The 19,240-nt window shown below is 61.6% G+C and carries 19 protein-coding genes, 1 tRNA gene and 1 riboswitch; of the genes, 12 read left to right on the top strand and 8 right to left on the bottom strand.

The window, feature by feature from the left end; all coding sequences use genetic code 11:
- Positions 1–241: 241 nt before the first annotated feature.
- The 3 genes from ACQY1L_RS12835 to ACQY1L_RS12825 all read left to right on the top strand — a co-directional run bounded on the left by ACQY1L_RS12835 (position 242) and on the right by ACQY1L_RS12825 (position 3,594).
- Entirely contained in the window at positions 242–1,438 is a 1,197-nt protein-coding gene (locus ACQY1L_RS12835) for an aspartate aminotransferase family protein (protein ID WP_092663652.1), read from the top strand.
- 49 nt (positions 1,439–1,487) lie between these two features.
- Positions 1,488–2,405, top strand: a complete 918-nt coding sequence (gene argF, locus ACQY1L_RS12830) for an ornithine carbamoyltransferase (RefSeq protein WP_062453925.1) — start codon at positions 1,488–1,490, stop codon at positions 2,403–2,405.
- 199 nt (positions 2,406–2,604) lie between these two features.
- Positions 2,605–3,594: an Hsp33 family molecular chaperone gene (locus tag ACQY1L_RS12825; RefSeq protein WP_092663650.1), complete on the top strand. Its 990-nt coding sequence runs from the start codon at positions 2,605–2,607 to the stop codon at positions 3,592–3,594.
- 13 nt (positions 3,595–3,607) lie between these two features.
- On the opposite strand, the gene apaG is transcribed toward ACQY1L_RS12825, so the two are convergent.
- Together apaG and ACQY1L_RS12815 are read right to left on the bottom strand one after the other, a co-directional pair.
- Positions 3,608–4,000, bottom strand: a complete 393-nt coding sequence (gene apaG / locus ACQY1L_RS12820; RefSeq protein WP_062453923.1) for a Co2+/Mg2+ efflux protein ApaG — start codon at positions 3,998–4,000, stop codon at positions 3,608–3,610.
- Between the two features lie 166 nt (positions 4,001–4,166).
- Positions 4,167–5,357, bottom strand: coding sequence for an O-succinylhomoserine sulfhydrylase (locus ACQY1L_RS12815; RefSeq protein WP_062578956.1), 1,191 nt, complete (start codon positions 5,355–5,357; stop codon positions 4,167–4,169).
- 46 nt (positions 5,358–5,403) lie between these two features.
- A riboswitch (SAM riboswitch) is annotated at positions 5,404–5,482 on the bottom strand.
- A gap of 73 nt (positions 5,483–5,555) precedes the next feature.
- On the opposite strand from ACQY1L_RS12815, the gene ACQY1L_RS12810 reads away from it, so the two are divergent.
- Positions 5,556–6,650, top strand: a complete 1,095-nt coding sequence (locus tag ACQY1L_RS12810) for a 2'-deoxycytidine 5'-triphosphate deaminase (protein WP_062453921.1) — start codon at positions 5,556–5,558, stop codon at positions 6,648–6,650.
- Positions 6,651–6,720: 70 nt separating this feature from the next.
- Positions 6,721–6,794, top strand: a tRNA-Gly gene (locus ACQY1L_RS12805).
- A 13-nt stretch (positions 6,795–6,807) separates the two neighbouring features.
- Here the strand turns inward: ACQY1L_RS12805 and ACQY1L_RS12800 are convergent.
- Complete coding sequence (locus ACQY1L_RS12800; protein WP_430241065.1) at positions 6,808–8,730, bottom strand: glycosyltransferase family 2 protein; 1,923 nt, start codon at positions 8,728–8,730, stop codon at positions 6,808–6,810.
- Positions 8,731–8,833: 103 nt separating this feature from the next.
- Between ACQY1L_RS12800 and ACQY1L_RS12795 the strand changes: the two genes are divergently transcribed.
- Positions 8,834–9,688, top strand: coding sequence for a transporter substrate-binding domain-containing protein (locus tag ACQY1L_RS12795; RefSeq protein ID WP_430241064.1), 855 nt, complete (start codon positions 8,834–8,836; stop codon positions 9,686–9,688).
- 43 nt (positions 9,689–9,731) lie between these two features.
- Here ACQY1L_RS12795 and ACQY1L_RS12790 read toward each other — a convergent pair whose 3' ends face one another.
- The 3 genes from ACQY1L_RS12790 to ACQY1L_RS12780 form a co-directional block, all read right to left on the bottom strand.
- On the bottom strand, positions 9,732–10,397 hold the full coding sequence (locus ACQY1L_RS12790) for a S24 family peptidase (RefSeq protein ID WP_062453904.1): 666 nt from the start codon (positions 10,395–10,397) through the stop codon (positions 9,732–9,734).
- Positions 10,398–10,606: 209 nt separating this feature from the next.
- Complete coding sequence (locus tag ACQY1L_RS12785; protein ID WP_430241063.1) at positions 10,607–11,254, bottom strand: response regulator; 648 nt, start codon at positions 11,252–11,254, stop codon at positions 10,607–10,609.
- A 98-nt stretch (positions 11,255–11,352) separates the two neighbouring features.
- A complete protein-coding gene (locus tag ACQY1L_RS12780) occupies positions 11,353–11,757 on the bottom strand; it encodes a hypothetical protein (protein WP_430241062.1) in 405 nt (134 codons plus the stop codon).
- A gap of 92 nt (positions 11,758–11,849) precedes the next feature.
- Between ACQY1L_RS12780 and ACQY1L_RS12775 the strand changes: the two genes are divergently transcribed.
- Both ACQY1L_RS12775 and ACQY1L_RS12770 read left to right on the top strand, forming a co-directional pair.
- Complete coding sequence (locus tag ACQY1L_RS12775; protein ID WP_062453901.1) at positions 11,850–12,197, top strand: DUF952 domain-containing protein; 348 nt, start codon at positions 11,850–11,852, stop codon at positions 12,195–12,197.
- An 11-nt stretch (positions 12,198–12,208) separates the two neighbouring features.
- The gene (locus tag ACQY1L_RS12770; protein ID WP_430243950.1) at positions 12,209–13,297 is read left to right on the top strand and encodes a quinone-dependent dihydroorotate dehydrogenase; all 1,089 of its coding nucleotides are present in this window, start codon (positions 12,209–12,211) and stop codon (positions 13,295–13,297) included.
- A 1-nt stretch (position 13,298) separates the two neighbouring features.
- On the opposite strand, the gene ACQY1L_RS12765 is transcribed toward ACQY1L_RS12770, so the two are convergent.
- Positions 13,299–13,784 carry a CAP domain-containing protein gene (locus ACQY1L_RS12765; RefSeq protein WP_175487290.1) on the bottom strand — a complete coding sequence of 162 codons (486 nt, stop codon included), beginning with the start codon at positions 13,782–13,784 and terminating at the stop codon, positions 13,299–13,301.
- Positions 13,785–14,051, bottom strand: coding sequence for a DUF6460 domain-containing protein (locus ACQY1L_RS12760; RefSeq protein WP_062453898.1), 267 nt, complete (start codon positions 14,049–14,051; stop codon positions 13,785–13,787). It lies immediately after the preceding gene.
- 229 nt (positions 14,052–14,280) lie between these two features.
- Here ACQY1L_RS12760 and ACQY1L_RS12755 point away from each other — a divergent pair, with 229 nt between their 5' ends.
- The 4 genes from ACQY1L_RS12755 (at position 14,281) to ACQY1L_RS12740 (ending at position 19,169) form a co-directional block, all read left to right on the top strand.
- Complete coding sequence (locus ACQY1L_RS12755) at positions 14,281–15,207, top strand: methyltransferase (RefSeq protein ID WP_430241061.1); 927 nt, start codon at positions 14,281–14,283, stop codon at positions 15,205–15,207.
- 138 nt (positions 15,208–15,345) lie between these two features.
- Positions 15,346–15,963: a YitT family protein gene (locus tag ACQY1L_RS12750; RefSeq protein ID WP_062453896.1), complete on the top strand. Its 618-nt coding sequence runs from the start codon at positions 15,346–15,348 to the stop codon at positions 15,961–15,963.
- On the top strand, positions 15,963–16,607 hold the full coding sequence (locus ACQY1L_RS12745; protein WP_430241060.1) for a YitT family protein: 645 nt from the start codon (positions 15,963–15,965) through the stop codon (positions 16,605–16,607). Before ACQY1L_RS12750 ends, ACQY1L_RS12745 begins: the two co-directional genes overlap by 1 nt.
- 39 nt (positions 16,608–16,646) lie before the next feature.
- Positions 16,647–19,169: a ligase-associated DNA damage response DEXH box helicase gene (locus ACQY1L_RS12740; RefSeq protein ID WP_430241059.1), complete on the top strand. Its 2,523-nt coding sequence runs from the start codon at positions 16,647–16,649 to the stop codon at positions 19,167–19,169.
- The last annotated feature ends 71 nt before the right edge of the window (positions 19,170–19,240 follow it).

Here is a 19,240-nt window from a genome sequence, read left to right as displayed (position 1 = left end):
GCTGCCCTCAAGAGTCATTTTTGTCACAGACCGAAATGCCGCAACACAGCATCAGGTTGCATCGCGGCGTATGCCCCGAAAGCCCTATAAAACACCAAGTTTTGTTGACATGGAGGCACTTAGCCATGATAGTGCCCGCGCCGCCCGGTGGGCGGCATTTTTGATTTTTCAGGCCGCATTCCCGGTCTCCGGAGAGGTCTGGAGAGGGGGGTCGGAACCTACCCAGAGGAGTGATGTCGCCATGGCTGAAGCCGCACTTTACGACACGTTTGCCCGGGCACCTTTGCGCTTTGATCGAGGCGAGGGCGTATGGCTTGTGACGGAAGGTGGCGAGCGATATCTGGATTTCGGGGCAGGCGTTGCCGTCACCTCCTGCGGTCATTCCAATCCGCATCTGGTAAACGCGCTGAAGTCGCAGGCCGAGAAGGTCTGGCACCTTTCCAACCTCTACGAGATCCCGGAGCAGGAGCGTCTGGCCCGCCGTCTGGTGGATGCCACGTTCGCCGACAAGGTGTTCTTTACCAATTCCGGCGCCGAAGCGCTTGAGACCGCCATCAAGACGGCGCGTCGCTATCATTTCTCCAAGGGCCATCCGGAGAAATTCCACATCATCACCTTCGAGGGTGCTTTCCACGGCCGGACCATCGCGACGATCGCCGCCGGTGGTCAGGAAAAATACATGGAAGGCTTCGGCCCGAAGGCGCCAGGGTTCGATCAGGTCCCATTCGGTGATCTCGATGCCCTCAACGCTGCGATAAACGAAAACACCGGCGCCCTGCTGATCGAGCCGATCCAGGGCGAGGGCGGCGTGCGCGTCGTGGACAAGGAATTCCTGCGCGAGCTGCGTCGCATCTGCGACGACCGGGGTCTGCTGCTGATCCTCGACGAAGTGCAGAGCGGGGTTGGCCGCACCGGCCGGTTCTTCGCCCACGAACTGACAGGCATCACGCCTGATATCATGGCTGTTGCCAAGGGCATCGGCGGCGGCTTCCCGTTCGGCGCCTGCCTTGCGACAGCAGAGGCTGCTTCCGGCATGAAGCCCGGCATCCACGGCACGACCTATGGCGGCAATCCGCTTGGCATGGCCTGCGGCAACGCAGTGCTCGACGTCGTGCTCGCCGATGGCTTCCTTGAAAACGTCCGCGATGTCGCGCTCGTGTTCCGCCAGGGACTGGCAAGCCTGAAGGATCGCTTCCCGGATGTGATCGAAGATATCAGAGGCGAAGGCCTTATGCTCGGCATCAAGGCAAGGGTGCCAGCTGGCGATCTGGTCGTTGCAATGCGCGATGAGAAAATGCTGTCGGTACCTGCTGGCGATAACGTCGTGCGCCTTCTGCCGCCGTTGACGATCACGGCGGAGGAAGCCCGCGAGGGGCTCGCACGGATCGAACGGGCAGCGGAAAAGCTGACCGAGGCAGAACTCAAGAAAACAGCCTGAGCGCGATGAGGGGTGCCGGTGACGGTTCCCCTCGATAGGGGACGATAGCATGGCATCACCAAAGCATTTCCTGGATCTTTCGGCGGTTTCGCCGGAGGATCTTCGCACCATTCTCGACGACGCGAAAAGCCGCAAGCAGGCCTTCAAGGCCGGCAAGGGAGACCAGCCGCTCGCCGGCAAGATGTTGGCGATGATTTTCGAAAAGCCGTCCACCCGCACCCGCGTCTCCTTCGATGTCGGCATGCGCCAGCTCGGCGGCGAGACGCTCTTCCTGTCCGGCACGGAAATGCAGCTCGGCCGCGCCGAGACGATCGGCGATACGGCACGTGTCCTGTCGCGCTATGTCGATGCGATCATGATCCGCACCACCGATCACAACCGCATGCGGGAAATGGCCGAGCACGCCACCGTGCCTGTTATCAACGCGCTGACCGACGATACCCATCCCTGTCAGATCATGGCCGACCTGATGACCTTCGAGGAGCATCGCGGTCCTGTCAAAGGCAAGACCATCGCCTGGACGGGTGACGGCAACAACGTGCTGCACTCGCTCGTCGAAGGCTCGGCACGGTTCGGCTACAAGATGAACATGGCCGTGCCGATGGGCTCCGAGCCGCATGACAAGTTCCTGAACTGGGCGCGCAACAATGGCGGCGAGATCATGCTCTGCCACGACGCCGAACGAGCGGTCACCGGCGCTGATGTCGTCGTCACCGATACGTGGGTGTCGATGAACCAGGAGCACAAGGCGCGCGGCCACAACATCTTCCAGCCCTATCAGGTCAACAAGGCGCTGATGGATCAGGCAAACAAGGACGCGCTCTTCATGCACTGCCTGCCGGCGCATCGCGGCGAGGAAGTCACCGACGAGGTCATCGACGGACCGCAGTCAGTAGTGTTCGACGAGGCGGAAAACCGCCTTCATGCGCAGAAGTCGATCCTAGCCTGGTGCTTCGGCATCGTCTGAGGATCGAAAGCGCTTCCGACTTGAATTCGATGAGAGCCGCCACCATCTGACGGCTTTCAAAGCGCGCCGCCGAACGAGTGCGGCGCTTCAACACGATATCGTCAACGTTCTCAAATCCCCGGCCGGCGGTTCCGCTGCGGCTGGCGCTTGTGTAAAAGCGTTCGAGGAACTGAGAGCGCCGGCGCGAAGGAGTTAACTCATGGCGGAAGCGACTGTTGAACTGAACGAACTCGATTTTGCCGGCGACGACCGCGTCGTGCCCTTCCAGGTGGATGGTCTTGATGTGCGTGGCCGTGCAGTCCAGCTCGGGCCACTCCTCAACGCGATCCTCGGACGGCACGATTATCCGGCACCGGTCGCGCGGCTGCTGGCGGAAGCCGTCGTGCTCACTGCACTGCTGGGCACTTCGCTGAAATTCGAAGGCAAGTTCACCATGCAGACCAAGGGCGACGGCCCGGTCGACCTGCTGGTTGCCGATTTCTCCACGCCGGATGCACTGCGCGCCTATGCCCGCTACGACGAGGATGCGCTGGCCGAAGCTGTCGAGAACGGCAAGATCTCGCCTGCCGAACTGCTCGGCCATGGCTTTCTTGCGCTGACGATCGATCAGGGCCGCGGCATGCAGCCCTATCAGGGCATCGTGCCGATGGACGGCTCGTCGCTTGAAGAAATGGCCGGCGTCTACTTCCGCCAGTCCGAACAGATCCCGACCCGGGTTCGCCTTGCCGTCGCCGAACTCATCGACCGCGACGAGGACGGCAACCCACGCCACAACTGGCGCGCCGGCGGACTTGTCGCCCAGTTCCTTCCGCAGGCGCCTGAGCGCATGCGCCAGCCCGACCTGCATGGCGGCGACGGTGACGAACGCGATGCCGTCGAAGTCGAGGACGATGCCTGGTTAGAGGCGAGCACGCTGGTCGGCACCATCGATACGGACGAGCTGACCGATCCGCAGGTGGCGATCGAACGGCTGCTGTTCCGGCTGTTCCACGAGCGCGGCGTGCGGGTCTATGATCCGCAGACGGTGTTCGACCGCTGCAGCTGCTCGCGCGACAAGATCAAGGGCGTGCTAGACGGGTTCTCTGCAGAAGAAATCCACGCGAGTGTGGAAGATGGAGAAATCGCGGTAACCTGCGAGTTCTGCTCGACCACCTACAAGTTCGTGACGGAAGAATTCGAAAGCGCCTGATCCGCCTTGCGGGTCAGTTCAGAACGCGCACGACGCCTGGTGAATCCAGCGAGAAGGCGGGAATGTCGACTTTGAAAGTCTCGCCTTCGTCCGTCTTCATATCGTAGGTGCCGAACATGACGCCGGATGGCGTGTCGAGCGGGCACCCGGACGAATATTCGTAGCTGTCGCCCGGCTCCAGTCGCGGCTGGTCGCCAACGACGCCTGGTCCGTCGACCTCGTCGACGATCCCGTTTTCGTCCGTGATGTTCCAGTAGCGATGCACGAGCGTGACGCTGATCGAGGACTTGTTCTCGATCACGATCCGGTATCCCCAGACATAACGACTGTCCTCGGGGCTCGACTGCTCCTCGAGATAATAGGGCTCGACGGCGACGTCTATGTCTCTGGTGCGGGCGCGGTACATTGGCACCTCAAGATTGCTCATCGTGCCGATATCGTACAGTGGGGGAGAAAGGTCAAGAATTCTCGCGGCTTGCATCTGAGGCAATGTCGCGTTCTTGATGATAGGGATAACTGATATGGTAAACCCGGAGCGTTCCGGGTCTACCCATCGTTCGGCGTAAAGTCGATCAGATCTGCTTCAGCGCCTGCGCGAAATCTTCCAGCAGGTCGTCCGCATCCTCGATGCCGGCCGAAAAGCGCACGGTGCCGGGCGAAATTCCCAGTTCCGTACGGGCTTCGTCGCTGAGGTTTTTGTGCGTCGTCGTTGCCGGATGCGTGATGATCGAGCGGGTGTCGCCGAGATTGTTGGAGATGGTGACCACCTCCATGGCATTCTGCAGCTTGAAGGCCGCTTCCTTGCCGCCCTTCAGCTCGAAACAGACCAGCGTCGATCCGCCCGTCATCTGCTTGGCGATGATATCGGCCTGCGGATGGTCTTTGCGACCGGGATAGATCACTTTCGCGACCTTGGACTGCTCGGCCAGGAAATCGGCGATCTTTGCCGCATTCGACGTCTGCTGGGCAACACGGATCGGCAGCGTTTCCAGCCCCTTGATCAGTGTCCATGCCGTGAACGGCGACATTGCCGGACCGGTATGGCGATAATAGTCCTGCAGGTGCTCCAGAACCCATTCGCGGTCCGAAAGGATGACGCCGGCAAGGCTGCGGCCCTGGCCGTCGATATGCTTGGTGGCGGAATAGACGACCACATGGGCGCCGAGTTCCAACGGCCGCTGGAAGAGCGGCGTTGCAAACACATTGTCGACCACCAGACGGGCGCCGACCTGATTGGCAAGCTTGGCAACGCCGGCAATGTCGATCACTTCCAGCGTCGGGTTTGTCGGGCTTTCCAGGAAAAACACCTTGGTGTTGGGCTTGATCGCCGCTTCCCAGTTGGCAAGGTCGCGACCGTCCACCAGCGTGCATTCGATGCCGTAGCGCGGGGCGAGCGTTTCGACAACCCAGCGGCAGGAACCGAACAGGGCCCGCGCGGCAACGATATGGTCGCCGGCGCGAAGCTGGCACATGAGCGCTGCCGTGATGGCGGCCATGCCGGAGGCGGTGGCGCGGGCTTCTTCTGCACCCTCCAGCGCACACATGCGCTTTTCGAACATGTCGTTGGTGGGGCTGCCGTAGCGGGCATAGATATAGCCGTCGGCCTCGCCCTTGAAACGGGCCTCGGCGGCTTCTGAACTGTCGTAGGCGAAGCCCTGCGTCAGGTAGATGGCTTCCGACATCTCGCCATATTGCGAGCGCAGCGTGCCGCCATGGACGAGCGTGGTGGCCGGGCGCCAGTTCTTGTTCGGGGATTTGCTCATGTGTTCATCACCTTCGTGATACAAAAAAACCGGCCGCAATCGCAGACCGGTTTTCAACCCGGTCTTTTTAGCCACTTGTTTAACGTGGCTGCAAGCCGACCGGCCAAATCACCACGGGATAAAGCTGCCTTACGCCTCGCTTCCGCTTGCGTCAATGGTCCGCATTTGGTTTTGTCGCCCCCAAAATCTGAAAGAGACATGATGGCTCGCGAAACGGGAATTCTGGCGGACCGCGCAATTGCGGCGCTCTTCGAACAAGGACGGCTGAAGTCCGAGAGGGCGCTTGATCAGGACCAGATCCAGCCGGCGAGCCTTGATCTGCGCTTGGGGCAGAAGGCGTTTCGCGTGCGCGCCTCGTTCATGCCGGGGCCGATGAGCCTCGTGTCCGACAAGCTCGAGCGCCTCAGCCTGCACGTCATCGATCTCTCCGAAAGCGCCGTCCTCGAAACCGGCTGCGTCTATATCGTGCCGCTGATGGAAAGCCTCGATCTGCCGGCCGAGATGTCGGCTTCGGCCAATCCGAAAAGCTCCACCGGCCGCCTCGATATCTTTACCCGCGTCATCACCGATCGCGCCCAGGAGTTCGACAAGATCCCTTCAGGCTATCGCGGTCCGCTCTATCTCGAAATTTCCCCGCGCACATTTCCGATCGTCGTGCGCCAAGGCTCGCGCCTGTCGCAGATCCGCTTCCGCGTCGGCAACGCCCTTCTGCAGGAGCCGGAGCTGTTGGCGCTGCATGGAGCCGAAACGCTGGTCGCCGCCGCGCAGCCGAACATTTCCGGCGGCGGCATAGCGCTATCGATCGACCTTGCCGGCGACAACGATGGCCTGATCGGCTACCGCGGCAAGCACCACACGGCCGTCGTCGATGTCGACAAGAAGGCCCAGCATGATCTGTTCGATTTCTGGGAGCCGATCCACAGCCGCGGCCGCAACGAACTGATTCTGGATCCGGATGAATTCTACATCCTCGTCTCGCGCGAGGCCGTCCATGTGCCACCGCTCTACGCGGCCGAAATGACACCGTTCGACCCGCTGGTCGGCGAATTCCGCGTCCATTACGCCGGCTTCTTCGACCCCGGCTTCGGCCACGAGGCCGCCGGCGGCCGCGGCAGCCGCGCAGTCCTAGAGGTGCGCAGCCACGAGGTCCCGTTCATCCTCGAAGACGGCCAGATCGTCGGTCGCCTCGTCTACGAACACATGCTGGAAGAACCCCAGGGCCTCTACGGCTCCGGCCTCGGCTCGAACTATCAGGCGCAGGGCCTCAAACTCTCCAAGCATTTCCGCAGCTAGGACATCCCCGGACGCTTCCACCCCGGCGACCTTGACAGACAAGGCCCATTGTTGGAAACCTTCCCCCGACGCGGGTGTAGCTCAATGGTAGAGCAGCAGCTTCCCAAGCTGAATACGAGGGTTCGATTCCCTTCACCCGCTCCAATCCCCCTCCCGATCAGCTCTCCTTCCGTCGCGGCATGTGGGGTGTCTTGCTCCAGTGGAACGGCTTTGTCCTGAGTTCCCACAGCGCCTTCCAGGCGGCGAAGGATGTCATCATCCAGTAGAGCGGCACCGCAACCCAGCGACGGCCGACGAGGCGCTTTTCGTGGTTGGTCATCGATCCGATGCCGAGGCCGAGGAAGATGAGATAGCTGCCGAGAATGTTGGTGAAGTCGATCGCGAACAGGCCGACGACCTCGACCGGCAGCGTGTCGATCGGCGCCCGCAGCATTGCTGAGAAGCCGACGCCGAGAAAGACGAGGATCAGCGGATGCAGCAGCGATGACAAAAGCATGCCGCCCACCAGCAATTGGATCACGCAGAAAGGCTTGATGCCGATTTCGCCGATCAGCCGCGCCGGGTCGCGCATCAGCACCAGCCAGGTTTGCAGCCAGCCCTTGAACCAGCGGCTTCTCTGCGACGTCCACACCTTGATCGATAAAGGCGCGTCCTCCAGCGTCTGGTGCCGCATCACGTCGGCGGTAAAGCCGAGCCGGTAGAGCCGCATGCCAAGATCGGCGTCTTCCGTCACGTTGTACGGATCCCATCCGCCGGCTGCGATCAGCGCGCTGGTGCGGAAATGGTTGGACGTGCCGCCGAGTGGAAGCGGCATGTTCATTCTCCCGAGCATCGGCAAAAGGCCGCGAAACAGCGCTGCATATTCGAGCGAAAACAACGCGCTCAACCAGCTTTCCCGGGCGTTGGTGATGATCAGTGGTGCCTGCAGGCAGGCAAGTTCGGATGGTGCCGCGCGAAACCGTCGGTACGCCTCGCGGAGTTGTAGCGGGTGCGGCCTGTCCTCGGCGTCGTAGATTGCCGTGAATTCGCCGCGCGCACCTTTCAGCGCATAGGTGAGAGCCTTTGGCTTCGTCCGCGGACCATAGGCCGGCACTTCGACGATCTCGAACTGGGGGCCAGGCTCAAGCGCCTTCAAGGCTTCGATCGTCTGCCGGTCGTCGATTTCGCATACGAACTTGATGTCGAGCAGAGATGCGGGCCAGTCCAGCCGCTTGAGGCTTGCGACCAACTGCTCGGCCATGTCCTCTTCGCGGTAGAGTGCGACCAGAATAGTGTAACGCGGCAGCAGCCCGAACGGTGGAGCGACTGGCACGCGTTCAGGCGCCACCAACGTTTGCCGGATCATCGCCGAAAGCCGAAGACAGAGCGTCGAGAAATAGGTGAGCGACAGGACGATATGCAGCGCAAGCAGCGTATCGATCGGTGCAATCAGCAGGAGACAGGCAAGGGTCGTCAGAAACGACCCACCGTAAAAGCCCTGGTGGCCTGCGAGCACAACGCGGGCCGACAGCAGGGGTCTCTGCTCGAACAGGGTATTCGTGGTCTCGCGGATGCGGCGCGCTGCATCGGCTTTCCAGACGGATTCGCGAATGGCGCTCGGCGTGGTGATGACGAGATCGCGGCCCACAAGCGGCAGGGTCGCAAGCGTTGCCGCAATCTGCGAAAGTCGCGCCGCCTCCGGCACGATGGCGATTTCCTGCGCCTTGTTGCGATGGGCGATCCTCACCATGGTCGGGCGTGTCAGCTGGGCGTCGGTCGAGGGCAGGATAACGACAAGCGCGGGATCGAGCGACGAGACGAAGGGAAGTCGCAGCAGACGGGCGATGGCACCGTAATAGGCGTCTTCCCTCACGTCGCCGCTTGCCAGAAGCTCGGCCTCGACCGTCGTCCCGTTTTGCCTGGAGAGGCCAGCCAGCTTGGCGATCAACGGTTTCGAGAAACCGAGGGCCGCAAGCGCTGTCAGCTCGACCTGGATGCCGGGACGAAAGTCGAGCAATTGCCCGGACTCGGTCTCGTCGGTCGGCGGCGCCCCCGTTTCGTCGTGATAGGTCGGCTGCGAAGCATGTTCCTCTGAGCGCATGTTGCTGCTACACCGTCCGCAGACGAACCCCTATTGCCCCACACGGATCATAAAGATGCGATACCTGATTACATCCCTAAAAAGCAGTGGTGTTTTCAAGTTTATGCAGCTCTTGGTGGTGGTGATACACGGACTTCTGTCCGCAACGCAGGCACTTGCGGCCTCCACCGCTCCGCCTTCTACCCCGGCGACCCAGCTTCCGCTGATGTTTGACGCACGAGAACGCGTGGAGCGTCAGGATCTGTCGACAATCCTGCGCGTGCGCATCCTGACGACAGTCGATTTCCCCCCTTTCAATTTCGCAGATCAATCGGGCCGGCTGTCAGGCTTCAACATCGATCTCGCCCGCGAGATTTGCTCGGTCCTGAAGATCGAGGCAAAGTGCCAGATTCAGGCCATGCCCTTCGCGGATCTCGAAAAGACCCTGGAAGACGGGGGCGGGGAGGCCGTGATGGCAGCGGTCGCTGCAACTCCGTCGCTGCGGCAGCGCTTTCTTTTTTCCAGGCCCTATCTCGGTATCCCGGCAAGGTTTGCCCGCAACAACGCGGCGACACCGGCTGCGACCACGGTATCGGACCTCAGCGATCGTCCGGTCGGTGTCGTCAAGGGAACGGCGCATGAGGCGATGCTAAGAGCGTTCTTCCCGAAGATCACGCAAAAGCCGTTCGACAGTTACGAGGACATGCTGGCAGCGCTGAAGGAGAGACAAGTCGATGCGGTCTTTGCCGATGGCCTTCGCCTGCCGTTCTGGGTCGCAAGCGAGGCATCGGAGACCTGTTGCAGCCTGTTCGACGGCCCCTACCTGTCGCAGAAATTTCTAGGCGAGGGCCTGACCATCATGGTCCGCAGAAACGATCCGACCCTTGCCGCCGCCTTTGATCAGGCGCTGGCCGAATTGTCGCGCAACGGCCGCCTGCAGGAACTCTACCTGCGCTATTTCCCGAACGGCCTCTATTGAGACCAAGGAATTTTTTCTCAAGATACGTTGAATGCAACGCGGCTTACTGGCTCGCCCAGATGATCCGTGCCATCCATTCCACATCGGCCGTGTCGAAGGAACGGTTCGCGTGTTCGGGGTTGAGCGACAGAAGCTCGATCAGGCGCGCACTCTGGCGCGCCAGAACTTTCGCCATCACTTCGCCCTCGCGGGTTTTCAACACCACGCGGTCGCCACGCCGAACCTGTGCGCCGGGCTCGACGATCAGCACGTCGCCGTCCCGATAGAGCGGCATCATGGAATCGCCCTGGACCTCGAGCGCGTAGACACCGGCTTTTCGGGCGGGATCGACGGGAAATTCCACCACATCCCAGCCCTGTCCGGCAGGAAAACCGCCATCGTCGAAAAAGCCGCCGGAGCCGGCCTGGGCAAAGCCGAGCAGCGGGATCGTGCCGTTCTGGGAGGGAAAATTGCCGTCGGGAAGTTGCGACCTGCCCATCGCATGCGGCAGATAGCTCATGAACTGATCGACCGTTGCGCCGGTCGCTTCCAGAACTTTGGCAATCGATTCCGTCGAGGGCCATCGCAGACGTCCGTCGGGGCCAAGCCGTTTCGACTTGTTGAACGAGGTCGGATCCAGTCCTGCGCGTCGGGCAAGCCCGGACGGCGACAGCTGATGACGCTCAGCCAGCGTGTCGATCGCGATCCATATCGTCTCATGTGACAGCATCGTCGTCCCTGCCCCCGGCACAAGAGGAAACAGCCGTTGCCGCCTTCCGCCTGCCATTGCCGATCAGTCCCGTTGGATGCAAGCGTCAAGGATACCGGCCCTCAAGGCCGCCGCCCGGAGATGAGCGATCTCCGCTTGCTCGTCGCAGAATTTAGCCCAGCAGGGGGATTTCGTAAAGCAGAAAAGGAATAAAATCCTTTGCTGCTATCCTACGCCACCATGGCCATGTTGAGCCGGCCGAGCTTGATGACGGCTTGGGTGCGACTATCGACGTTCAGCTTCAAAAGAATAGCCGAGACATGCGCCTTGATGGTCGCCTCCGAGACGCCCAGCTCGTAGGCGATCTGCTTGTTGAGCAGGCCTTCGCCAAGCATCGACAGAACCCGGTGCTGCTGGGGCGTCAGCGTCCGCAGACGGTCGAGAATGTCTGATCTTGCGGCGTCTTCCTCGCTCTGCGATGTCTCGCCTTTCGGCACCCAGATATCGCCTTCCAGCACGGCCTGTATTCCGGCCCTGATATCGTCCAGCCCGCAGGATTTGGAAATGAAGCCGGAAGCGCCCAGATCGAGCGCCCGCCTGATCGTGCTGCGATCGTCCGTGGCTGAAACGATGATCACCGGTAGCGCCGGAAAGGCCGACCTGAGCGACGTCAGGCCCGCAAATCCGCTCACGCCCGGCATGGCAAGGTCGAGCAGCATGAGATCGGTATCGGGATTGTCTTGGGCCGCTGTTCTCGCCGCATCGAAGTCGCCCGCTTCGATGATGACAATTTCGTCGGCAACGCCTTGAATCGCCTGTTTCAGCGCACCGCGGAAAAGCGGATGGTCGTCGGCAATGATGATGTTGAGTGTCTGCATGTCCACGCCCCCTCCCAAAGGCATAGTCGTGCTTTCCCTGTAATACCTAATGTGTAGCGCCGAGTGTGGCGCGACACAAGTCTGCAAAATAGCATGACTCAGGTCCTGTCCGGTTGCGGCTCACCGCCAAATTCCCGCACCATCGACATGACGCCGCGCATGAGCCGCTCGATGATCGAGAGCGACCGGTCGACAGCATCGTCATCAGGAAAGGTCTTGAGGCGATCGGCAAGACGCTGTTCCAGCGCGGTCACCCGTTTTTCGAGCAGATCCAGTTCGTTTTCATAGGCGGCCCGCTCGTCCGGTGCCATGCGGCAGACCAGTTCTCCGTCGGTGTCGTTGCACAGCGACATCGCGCCGGTTTGCGTATCCAGCCGAACGATCCCCTGTTCGGTCCGCTCCAGCTGGAACCGCCGGTCGTCTTGCGCTTGAGCCGGCAGCGAAAGCATCTGCGTCGAAAGTGCAACGGTCACAAAGACGCGTGTCGCAGTGATCCTTTTCATGATCCTTCCTCCTCATTGCACCATGGACAATCAACGCCCTTTGCGGCAAACGGTGCCGATCATAGATCAGAGCCGGACTATGGGAGTTCGTGATGCCCGATATCGTCTACAAGATCGTACCCGATTCACTTTGGCGCAAGGCTAAGGAGACCGGCCGCTTCGAAGGTGCGGAAATCGACCTGCGTGATGGCTATATCCATTTCTCCACCGGGTCCCAGGCGCGCGAAACGGCCAAGCGGCATTTCGCCGGCCTGACGGGCCTGATGCTGGTCGCCGTCAACACGCTGGTTCTGGGCGATGCCCTTAAATTCGAACCCTCTCGCGGTGGCGATCTTTTCCCCCACCTTTACGGCTTCCTGCCGTTTTCGGCCGTGCTGTGGGAAATGCCACTGCTGATCGGCGTTGACGGCCAGCATGCCTTTCCGGAGAAAATGCCATGATCGGAACAGTGATGCGGCCCTTTTCGGCGTTCGCGTCGCGCAGTCTGTTCGTCTTCGATCCGGAAAAAGCCCATGGCCTGTCGGTCGCGGCGCTGAAAAGCGGTGTCGTGCCGGCCTGCAGCCTGAAAGCCGATCCGCGGCTTGCCCAGACGATCGCCGGCATCCGCTTCGAAAACCCCGTCGGGCTTGCCGCCGGCTATGACAAGAATGCCGAAGTGCCGGATGCGGTCCTGAAGCTCGGCTTCGGATTTACCGAGGTCGGTACCGTCACGCCCAAGCCGCAGGCCGGCAACGACAAGCCGCGGATTTTCCGGCTGGTCGAAGATCGCGGCATCATCAACCGGCTCGGCTTCAACAACGAGGGGCACGAGGCAGCGTTCCAGCGCCTGTCGGCCCGTAGAGGCGCAAGCGGCATCGTCGGTGTCAATATCGGCGCCAACAAGGACGCACAGGACCGTATCGCCGATTACGTCGCTGGTATCCGCAAATTCTACGGCCTTGCCACCTATTTCACCGCCAATATCTCGTCTCCCAACACGCCCGGCCTGCGCGACCTGCAGGCACGCGACAGTCTGAAGGCGCTGCTTGAGGCAATCCTGTCCGTGCGTGACGAAGAGGCGACCCGCCATGGCCGTTCCGTGCCGATCTTCCTGAAGATCGCGCCGGATTTGACCGAAGAAGGCATGGACGATGTCGCAGCTGAAGCGACGTCCCATGCGCTGGATGGTCTGATCGTCTCCAACACGACACTGGCGCGTGACGGTCTGCGCAACCAGACCCAGGCGAAAGAAGCGGGCGGCCTTTCCGGCGCGCCGCTGTTTTCACGCTCCACGACCGTGCTTGCCAAGATGCGCCAGCGGGTCGGCAAGGATCTGCCGATCATCGGCGTCGGCGGTGTGGGAAGTGCGGCGCAAGCGCTCGAAAAGATCCGCGCCGGAGCCGATCTCGTTCAGGTCTATTCCTGCATGGTCTATGAAGGACCGGGCCTGCCATCCGCGATCGTCCGCGGCCTGTCATCTCTGCTTGACCAGGAAAAGGCCACATCGATCCGCGAACTGCGCGACACGCATCTCGACCAGTGGGCGGCCAAAAGCCTCTAGATCAGTTGGAAAGTACCATCGCCCAGTAAAGCCGTCCGTCGCTTGCGCGGGCGGCGGCAACGCCGAGGCTCTTGTAGCTGCCCAGCATGTTGCGCAGGTGTTTCGGCGAATCGATCCAGGCCTGAACAGCTTCGCCGACAGTGTGCTGTCCGGTCGCGATGTTTTCGGCGGCTGGCAGCGCCACCTCGCTCTTTCGCATCCGGTCGCCGAAATCGTCGCCGAAGCCGATCAGGTGCTTCATCTCTTTCGCCTTCGCCATTCTAACGGCCTGCCGTCCGGCTGCTTGCTGGGCCGGCCTGTCGAGGCCAAGCGGCGAAAGGCCCTGGGCCTGGCGCAGCTTGTTGACGAGCGGAAGGGCTGCTTCCGTCTCGTCGACAGAACCAGGCGTCGGCGTCATGACAGATGTGGTGGAGCAGCCGGCAAGCAGAAGGCCGGTGCCGGCGAGCACCAGAAACGTGCGGCGGGAGGGGAGAGACACCATCGACATTCAGCGGCGAATGCTCAGAAGGCGCAGCACGATGAAAACGGGCACGACGATGATCGCGCCGAGCAGAAGATAGTCGCCGACGCGTCCCAGTGCCTGGAAGCCGTTGTACCAGAGGTCGAGGAAATAATAGCGGATGGTGTCGACGATATTGTCCGGCGTGAAGCCGAAGAACGCCAGCACGAAGCCGACGATCAGGCAGACGACGATCAGCTTGATGATCGTGCGGCCGATCGAATCGCCGAGGAACCTGTTCACGCCATCCGCCATCGTCGATCGTCTCCACCGTTGAAAATTGGTTTGGGATTGCCATAGCCCTGCAGGATCAGTCCCGCAACCAGTCACATAGGCACTCTTCACTAGCCTCTCAAATACAACTTGAGTTTTTTTGTGGCCCGGGTGACAGGAGGGGCGAGGGGAATGGCGAGATGACGCAACTCCGCCGTCGCCGTAATTGCCGCCGAAATTCCCGTTTAACTCCAGTGAAAGCCGTCACGCCATGAGCGCGATCCAGTTCTCTTCCGGTGACGTCATCGCCGACCGCCGTGCGGATTATGCTCGCATGCTGGCCGAGGGACAGAATTTTGCGGCCGCCGCGGAACTGATGGAGCAGGCCCTGGAGCTCGTGCCCACATGGGCAGCCGGATGGTTCAGGCTCGGCGAATACCGCGAAAAGGCAGCGCTTGCGAATGCAGCCGACGCCTATCGCCGTGCGCTCGAGCTGCAGCCCGACGATATTTTCGGTGCCAGCTTGCGGCTCGCGCTGATCGGCGCCGGTGATGTCCCGGACCAGCCGCCGAGCCGCTATGTCGAAGGCCTGTTCGATGATTATGCCGACAGGTTCGATACGTCACTGGTGGAAAAGCTCAACTACTCGGTCCCGCAAAAGCTTGGCACGCTGGTCGCGCCACATGGGCCGTTTGCGACCGTGGTCGATCTCGGCTGCGGCACCGGCCTGTTCGGGGCCGAGATCCGCGACCGGGCAGGGCGCCTGGAAGGGTTCGACCTGTCAGCCAACATGCTGGCCAAGGCTGCGGAAAAACACCTCTACGATCACCTAGGGCAATCGGACCTCAGCCTTGAGGCAGCACAGTCCGGCCTGTTCGACACGCTTCCGCCCCACCGCGCCGACCTCGTCTCGGCAGCCGATGTGCTGATGTATCTCGGCTCGCTCGAAACCGTCTTTCCGCTCGTGACCGAGCTTCTGGCATCGGCGGGTCTGTTCGCCTTCTCGGTGGAAGATGCGGGCGAGGACGAGACGTTTGTGCTCAAGGATTCGCTCCGTTACGCCCATTCGGAAGTCTATATCGGCGGCCTGCTCGCGCATTACGGCTTCGATCTCATCGCCGTCGAGCGGACGACTATTCGCATGGATGCCGGCAAACCCATCCACGGCATACTGTTTCTGTCGCGAAAGACCGGATAAGCCTTCACTTTGTTGTTATTTCGAAAGGCCGTCGGCGGGCGCAGCGATGTCGCTTGATGAAGCTGCTATCGCGGTGCACAATCGCCAAAAATCTAGGGGAATAGCGTGGCCGATGAACAGGTTGCAGCAAGGCGCCGTATGGGTTTCTACAGCCTTGATCCGGCACGCCACACGATGCTGGAAGATGCGCAGGGCCTGTTCATCAGCGCCATGGTCGCAGCCCTAGGTCTCTACCTGCTGAACCAGGTCGGGCTCCTTACCAGCGGCACGGCCGGCGTCGCCTTCCTGTTGCATTATGCGTTCGACATTCCCTTCGGCGTCCTGTTCTTCGTCGTCAATCTGCCGTTCTACTACCTGTCCTTCAAGCGCCTCGGCCTCGGCTTCTCGGTCAAGACCTTCATCGCCATTGCCGGCGTTTCCGTCATTGCCGAGCTGGAGAAGCGCTTTCTGGTGATCCAGTATCTCGATCCGTTCTGGGCAGCGCTGCTCGGCGGCATCCTGATCGGCTTCGGCCTTCTGGGCCTTTACCGGCACCGCGCCTCGCTTGGCGGCATCGGCATTCTCGCGATCTACATCCAGGACCGGTTCAAGATCCCGGCAGGGCTCGTCCAGTTGGGTTTCGATCTCTGCGTCATGGCCGCTGCCTTTTTCGTCGTCAGCCCGATGACCGTGGTCTGGTCGCTGCTGAGTGCTGTCGTGCTCAACCTGCTCTTGACCGTCAACCATCGCTCCGATCGCTATATCGCGGTGCGCTGATGGCAAACGTGACCGACAAAAAGAGCCCCGTCGGCCTTTGGGCTTCAAGCTCGGAAAAACACTCGCTCATCGAAGATGTGCAGGCGATCCTTGCCGGTTCCATGCTGGCAGCGCTGGGCGTCGTGCTGCTGCAGGCCGCAAATCTTCTGATCGGCGGCACGGCAGGGATCGGCTTCCTGCTGCGCTATTCGGTCGATATCAGTTTCGGCGCCGCATTCTTCCTGCTCAACCTGCCGTTCTACTGGCTTGCCTATAAGCGTCTCGGTCCCGTCTTCACTGTCAAGACCTTCTCCGCCGTCGCGGTCACGTCGGTGCTGACAGGCGTCCTGCCGAAGCTGATCACCATCAGCTCCATCGATCCGGTCATCGCCGCCCTGTTCGGCGGTCTCCTCATCGGATGCGGCATGCTGATCCTGTTTCGCCATCGCGCCTCGCTCGGCGGTTTCGGCATCCTCGCCCTCTACCTGCAGGACCGTCTCGGCTGGCGCGCCGGCTTCGTGCAGCTCAGCCTTGATTGCGTCGTGCTGGCCCTGTCCTTCCTTGTTGCCAGCCCCTTCGTCATCCTCTGCTCGGTCATCGCCGCGGTGACGCTGAACCTGACGCTTGCGATCAACCACCGCACCGATAGATATATCGTTCGGTAATGCTCTTCATTTTCGCGCGGTTCGTCTTACCTTAACGACGTGGATCTCGTCGAAAACCCAACGCCCGGCTCTGATGCTGTCGCTCTGCCCCGCCCGTTCCTCAAATGGTTCGCGGAAAAGGGCTGGTCTCCGCGCGCCCATCAGTTGGAGCTTCTGGCCCGCGCCCAGGCCGGCGAAAACATGCTGCTGATTGCGCCGACCGGTGCCGGCAAGACGCTCGCGGGCTTCATGCCGTCGCTGACCGATCTGGTCATGCGCGGCAAGATCCCGCCGGGCTCGGCGTTTACCGGCATCCACACGCTGTACATCTCGCCGCTGAAGGCCCTGACGGTCGATATCGAACGCAACCTGATGAAGCCGGTCACCGAAATGGGGCTTGCCGTCACCGTCGAGAACCGCACCGGCGACACGCCGCAGTCGAAACGACAGCGCCAGAAGCTCAACCCTCCCGATATTCTGCTGACCACACCCGAACAGGTGTCGCTGCTGCTCGCCAACAAGGAAGCGGAGCGTTTTTTCAAGGACCTGAAATACGTCGTCCTCGACGAACTGCATTCGCTGGTCACCTCCAAGCGCGGCCATCTCCTGTCGCTCGCCCTCGGGCGCCTGCGCCGGCTTGCACCGACCATGCAGACGATCGGGCTGTCGGCCACCGTGGCCGACCCGATGGATCTCCAGCGCTGGCTGGTGCCGCAGGGGGAACATCCGGCCCAACCCGCCGGCCTTGTCCATGTGACGGGCGGGGCGGCACCCGACATCACCATTCTCGACACCGAAAACCGCATCCCTTGGGGCGGCCATGTCTCGGCCTATGCCATTCCGGACGTCTACCGTGAGATCAAGCGCCATGCGACGACGCTGATCTTCGTCAACACCCGCTTCCAGGCGGAATTCCTGTTCCAGGCGCTGTGGACCATAAACGACGACAATCTTCCGATCGCCCTTCACCACGGTTCTCTCGATGCCGGCCAGCGTCGCAAGGTGGAAGCGGCTATGTCCGAAAACAAGCTGCGCGCCGTCGTTGCGACCTCGACGCTCGACATGGGGATCGACTGGGGCGATATCGATCTCGTCCTCCATATCGGCGCGCCCAAGGGTGCCTCGCGTCTTGCCCAGCGTATCGGCCGCGCCAATCACCGCATGGATGAGCCGTCGAAGGCGATCCTCGTGCCCGGCAACCGGTTCGAGGTGATGGAATGCCAGGCGGCGCTCGATGCCAATTACCTGGGCGCCCAGGATACGCCGCCGGTCGGCGAAGGTGCGCTTGATGTTCTCGCCCAGCACGTCCTCGGCATGGCCTGCGCCGAGCCGTTCGATCCGCTCGAGCTCTATGACGAGATCATCTCGGCCTCGCCCTATGCGGGCCTTTCGTGGGAAATGTTCGAACGGATCGTCGATTTCGTCGCCACCGGCGGCTATGCGCTGCGCGCCTACGAGCGTTACGCCAAGATCCGCAAGACGGAGGAGGGGCGCTGGCGGGTGTCGAATGCGCAGGTGGCCCAGCAATACCGACTCAACCTCGGCACCATCGTCGAGGCGACCGAGCTCAGTGTCCGCCTCGTCAAGCGCAATGCCAAGGGCGCGGTCGGCCGCGGCGGCATGACGCTCGGCAAGGTGGAGGAACAGTTCCTGGAACAGCTCGTGCCCGGCGATACGTTTCTGTTTGCCGGCAAGGTGCTGCGGTTCGAAACCATCCGCGAGAACGAATGCCTGGTGTCGAACACCTATTCCACCGATCCGATGATCCCGACCTATGCGGGCGCAAAATTTCCGCTCACCACCTACCTCGCCGATCAGGTGCGCGCCATGCTGGCCGATCCGGAGCGCTGGAAGGTTTTGCCGGATCAGGTGCGCGACTGGCTGGCGATCCAGAAGGAACGCTCCATCCTGCCACGCCGCGACGAGTTGCTGATCGAGACGTTTCCGCGCGGCAAACGCTTCTTCATGATCGCCTACTGCTTCGAAGGGCGGCTCGCCCACCAGACGCTCGGCATGCTTCTCACACGCCGGCTGGAACGCGCAGGCGGCAGGCCGCTCGGCTTCGTCGCCACCGACTATTCGCTCGCCGTCTATGGTCTCAACGACATGGGGGGCATGATCGCCGATGGCAGCCTCAGCCTTTCCGACCTGTTCGACGAAGACATGCTGGGCGACGATCTCGAAACCTGGCTCGCCGAAAGCTATCTGCTGAAGCGGACTTTCCGCAATTGCGCCGTGATTTCCGGGTTGATCGAGCGGCGTCATCCGGGCAAGGAAAAGACCGGCCGGCAGGTCACGGTCTCGACCGATCTGATCTACGACGTGTTGCGCAGCCACGAGCCTGATCACGTTCTTTTGGAGGCGACACGCCGCGATGCGGCAACGGGGCTTTTGGATATTGGGCGGCTAGGAGATATGCTGGCCCGAATCAAAGGGCATATCACCCACCGTGCGCTGGATCGCGTTTCGCCGCTGGCGGTGCCGATCATGCTGGAAATCGGCCGTGAAACGGTACCGGGCGAAGCGCAGGACGTGGTGTTGGCCGAGGCCGCAGACGAATTGATCGCCGAGGCGATGGGGTAAGGCTTTATTCTCGACGCTAGCCCGGACAAGGGCCCGGCACGGCGGATAAAAGGCTTTGCACCGCAAGACAG

The organism is Neorhizobium sp. DAR64862/K0K3, from assembly GCF_050500185.1.
Taxonomy (GTDB): Bacteria; Pseudomonadota; Alphaproteobacteria; order Rhizobiales; family Rhizobiaceae; genus Neorhizobium; species Neorhizobium soli.
This window is presented reverse-complemented; position numbering and strand designations above follow the sequence as displayed.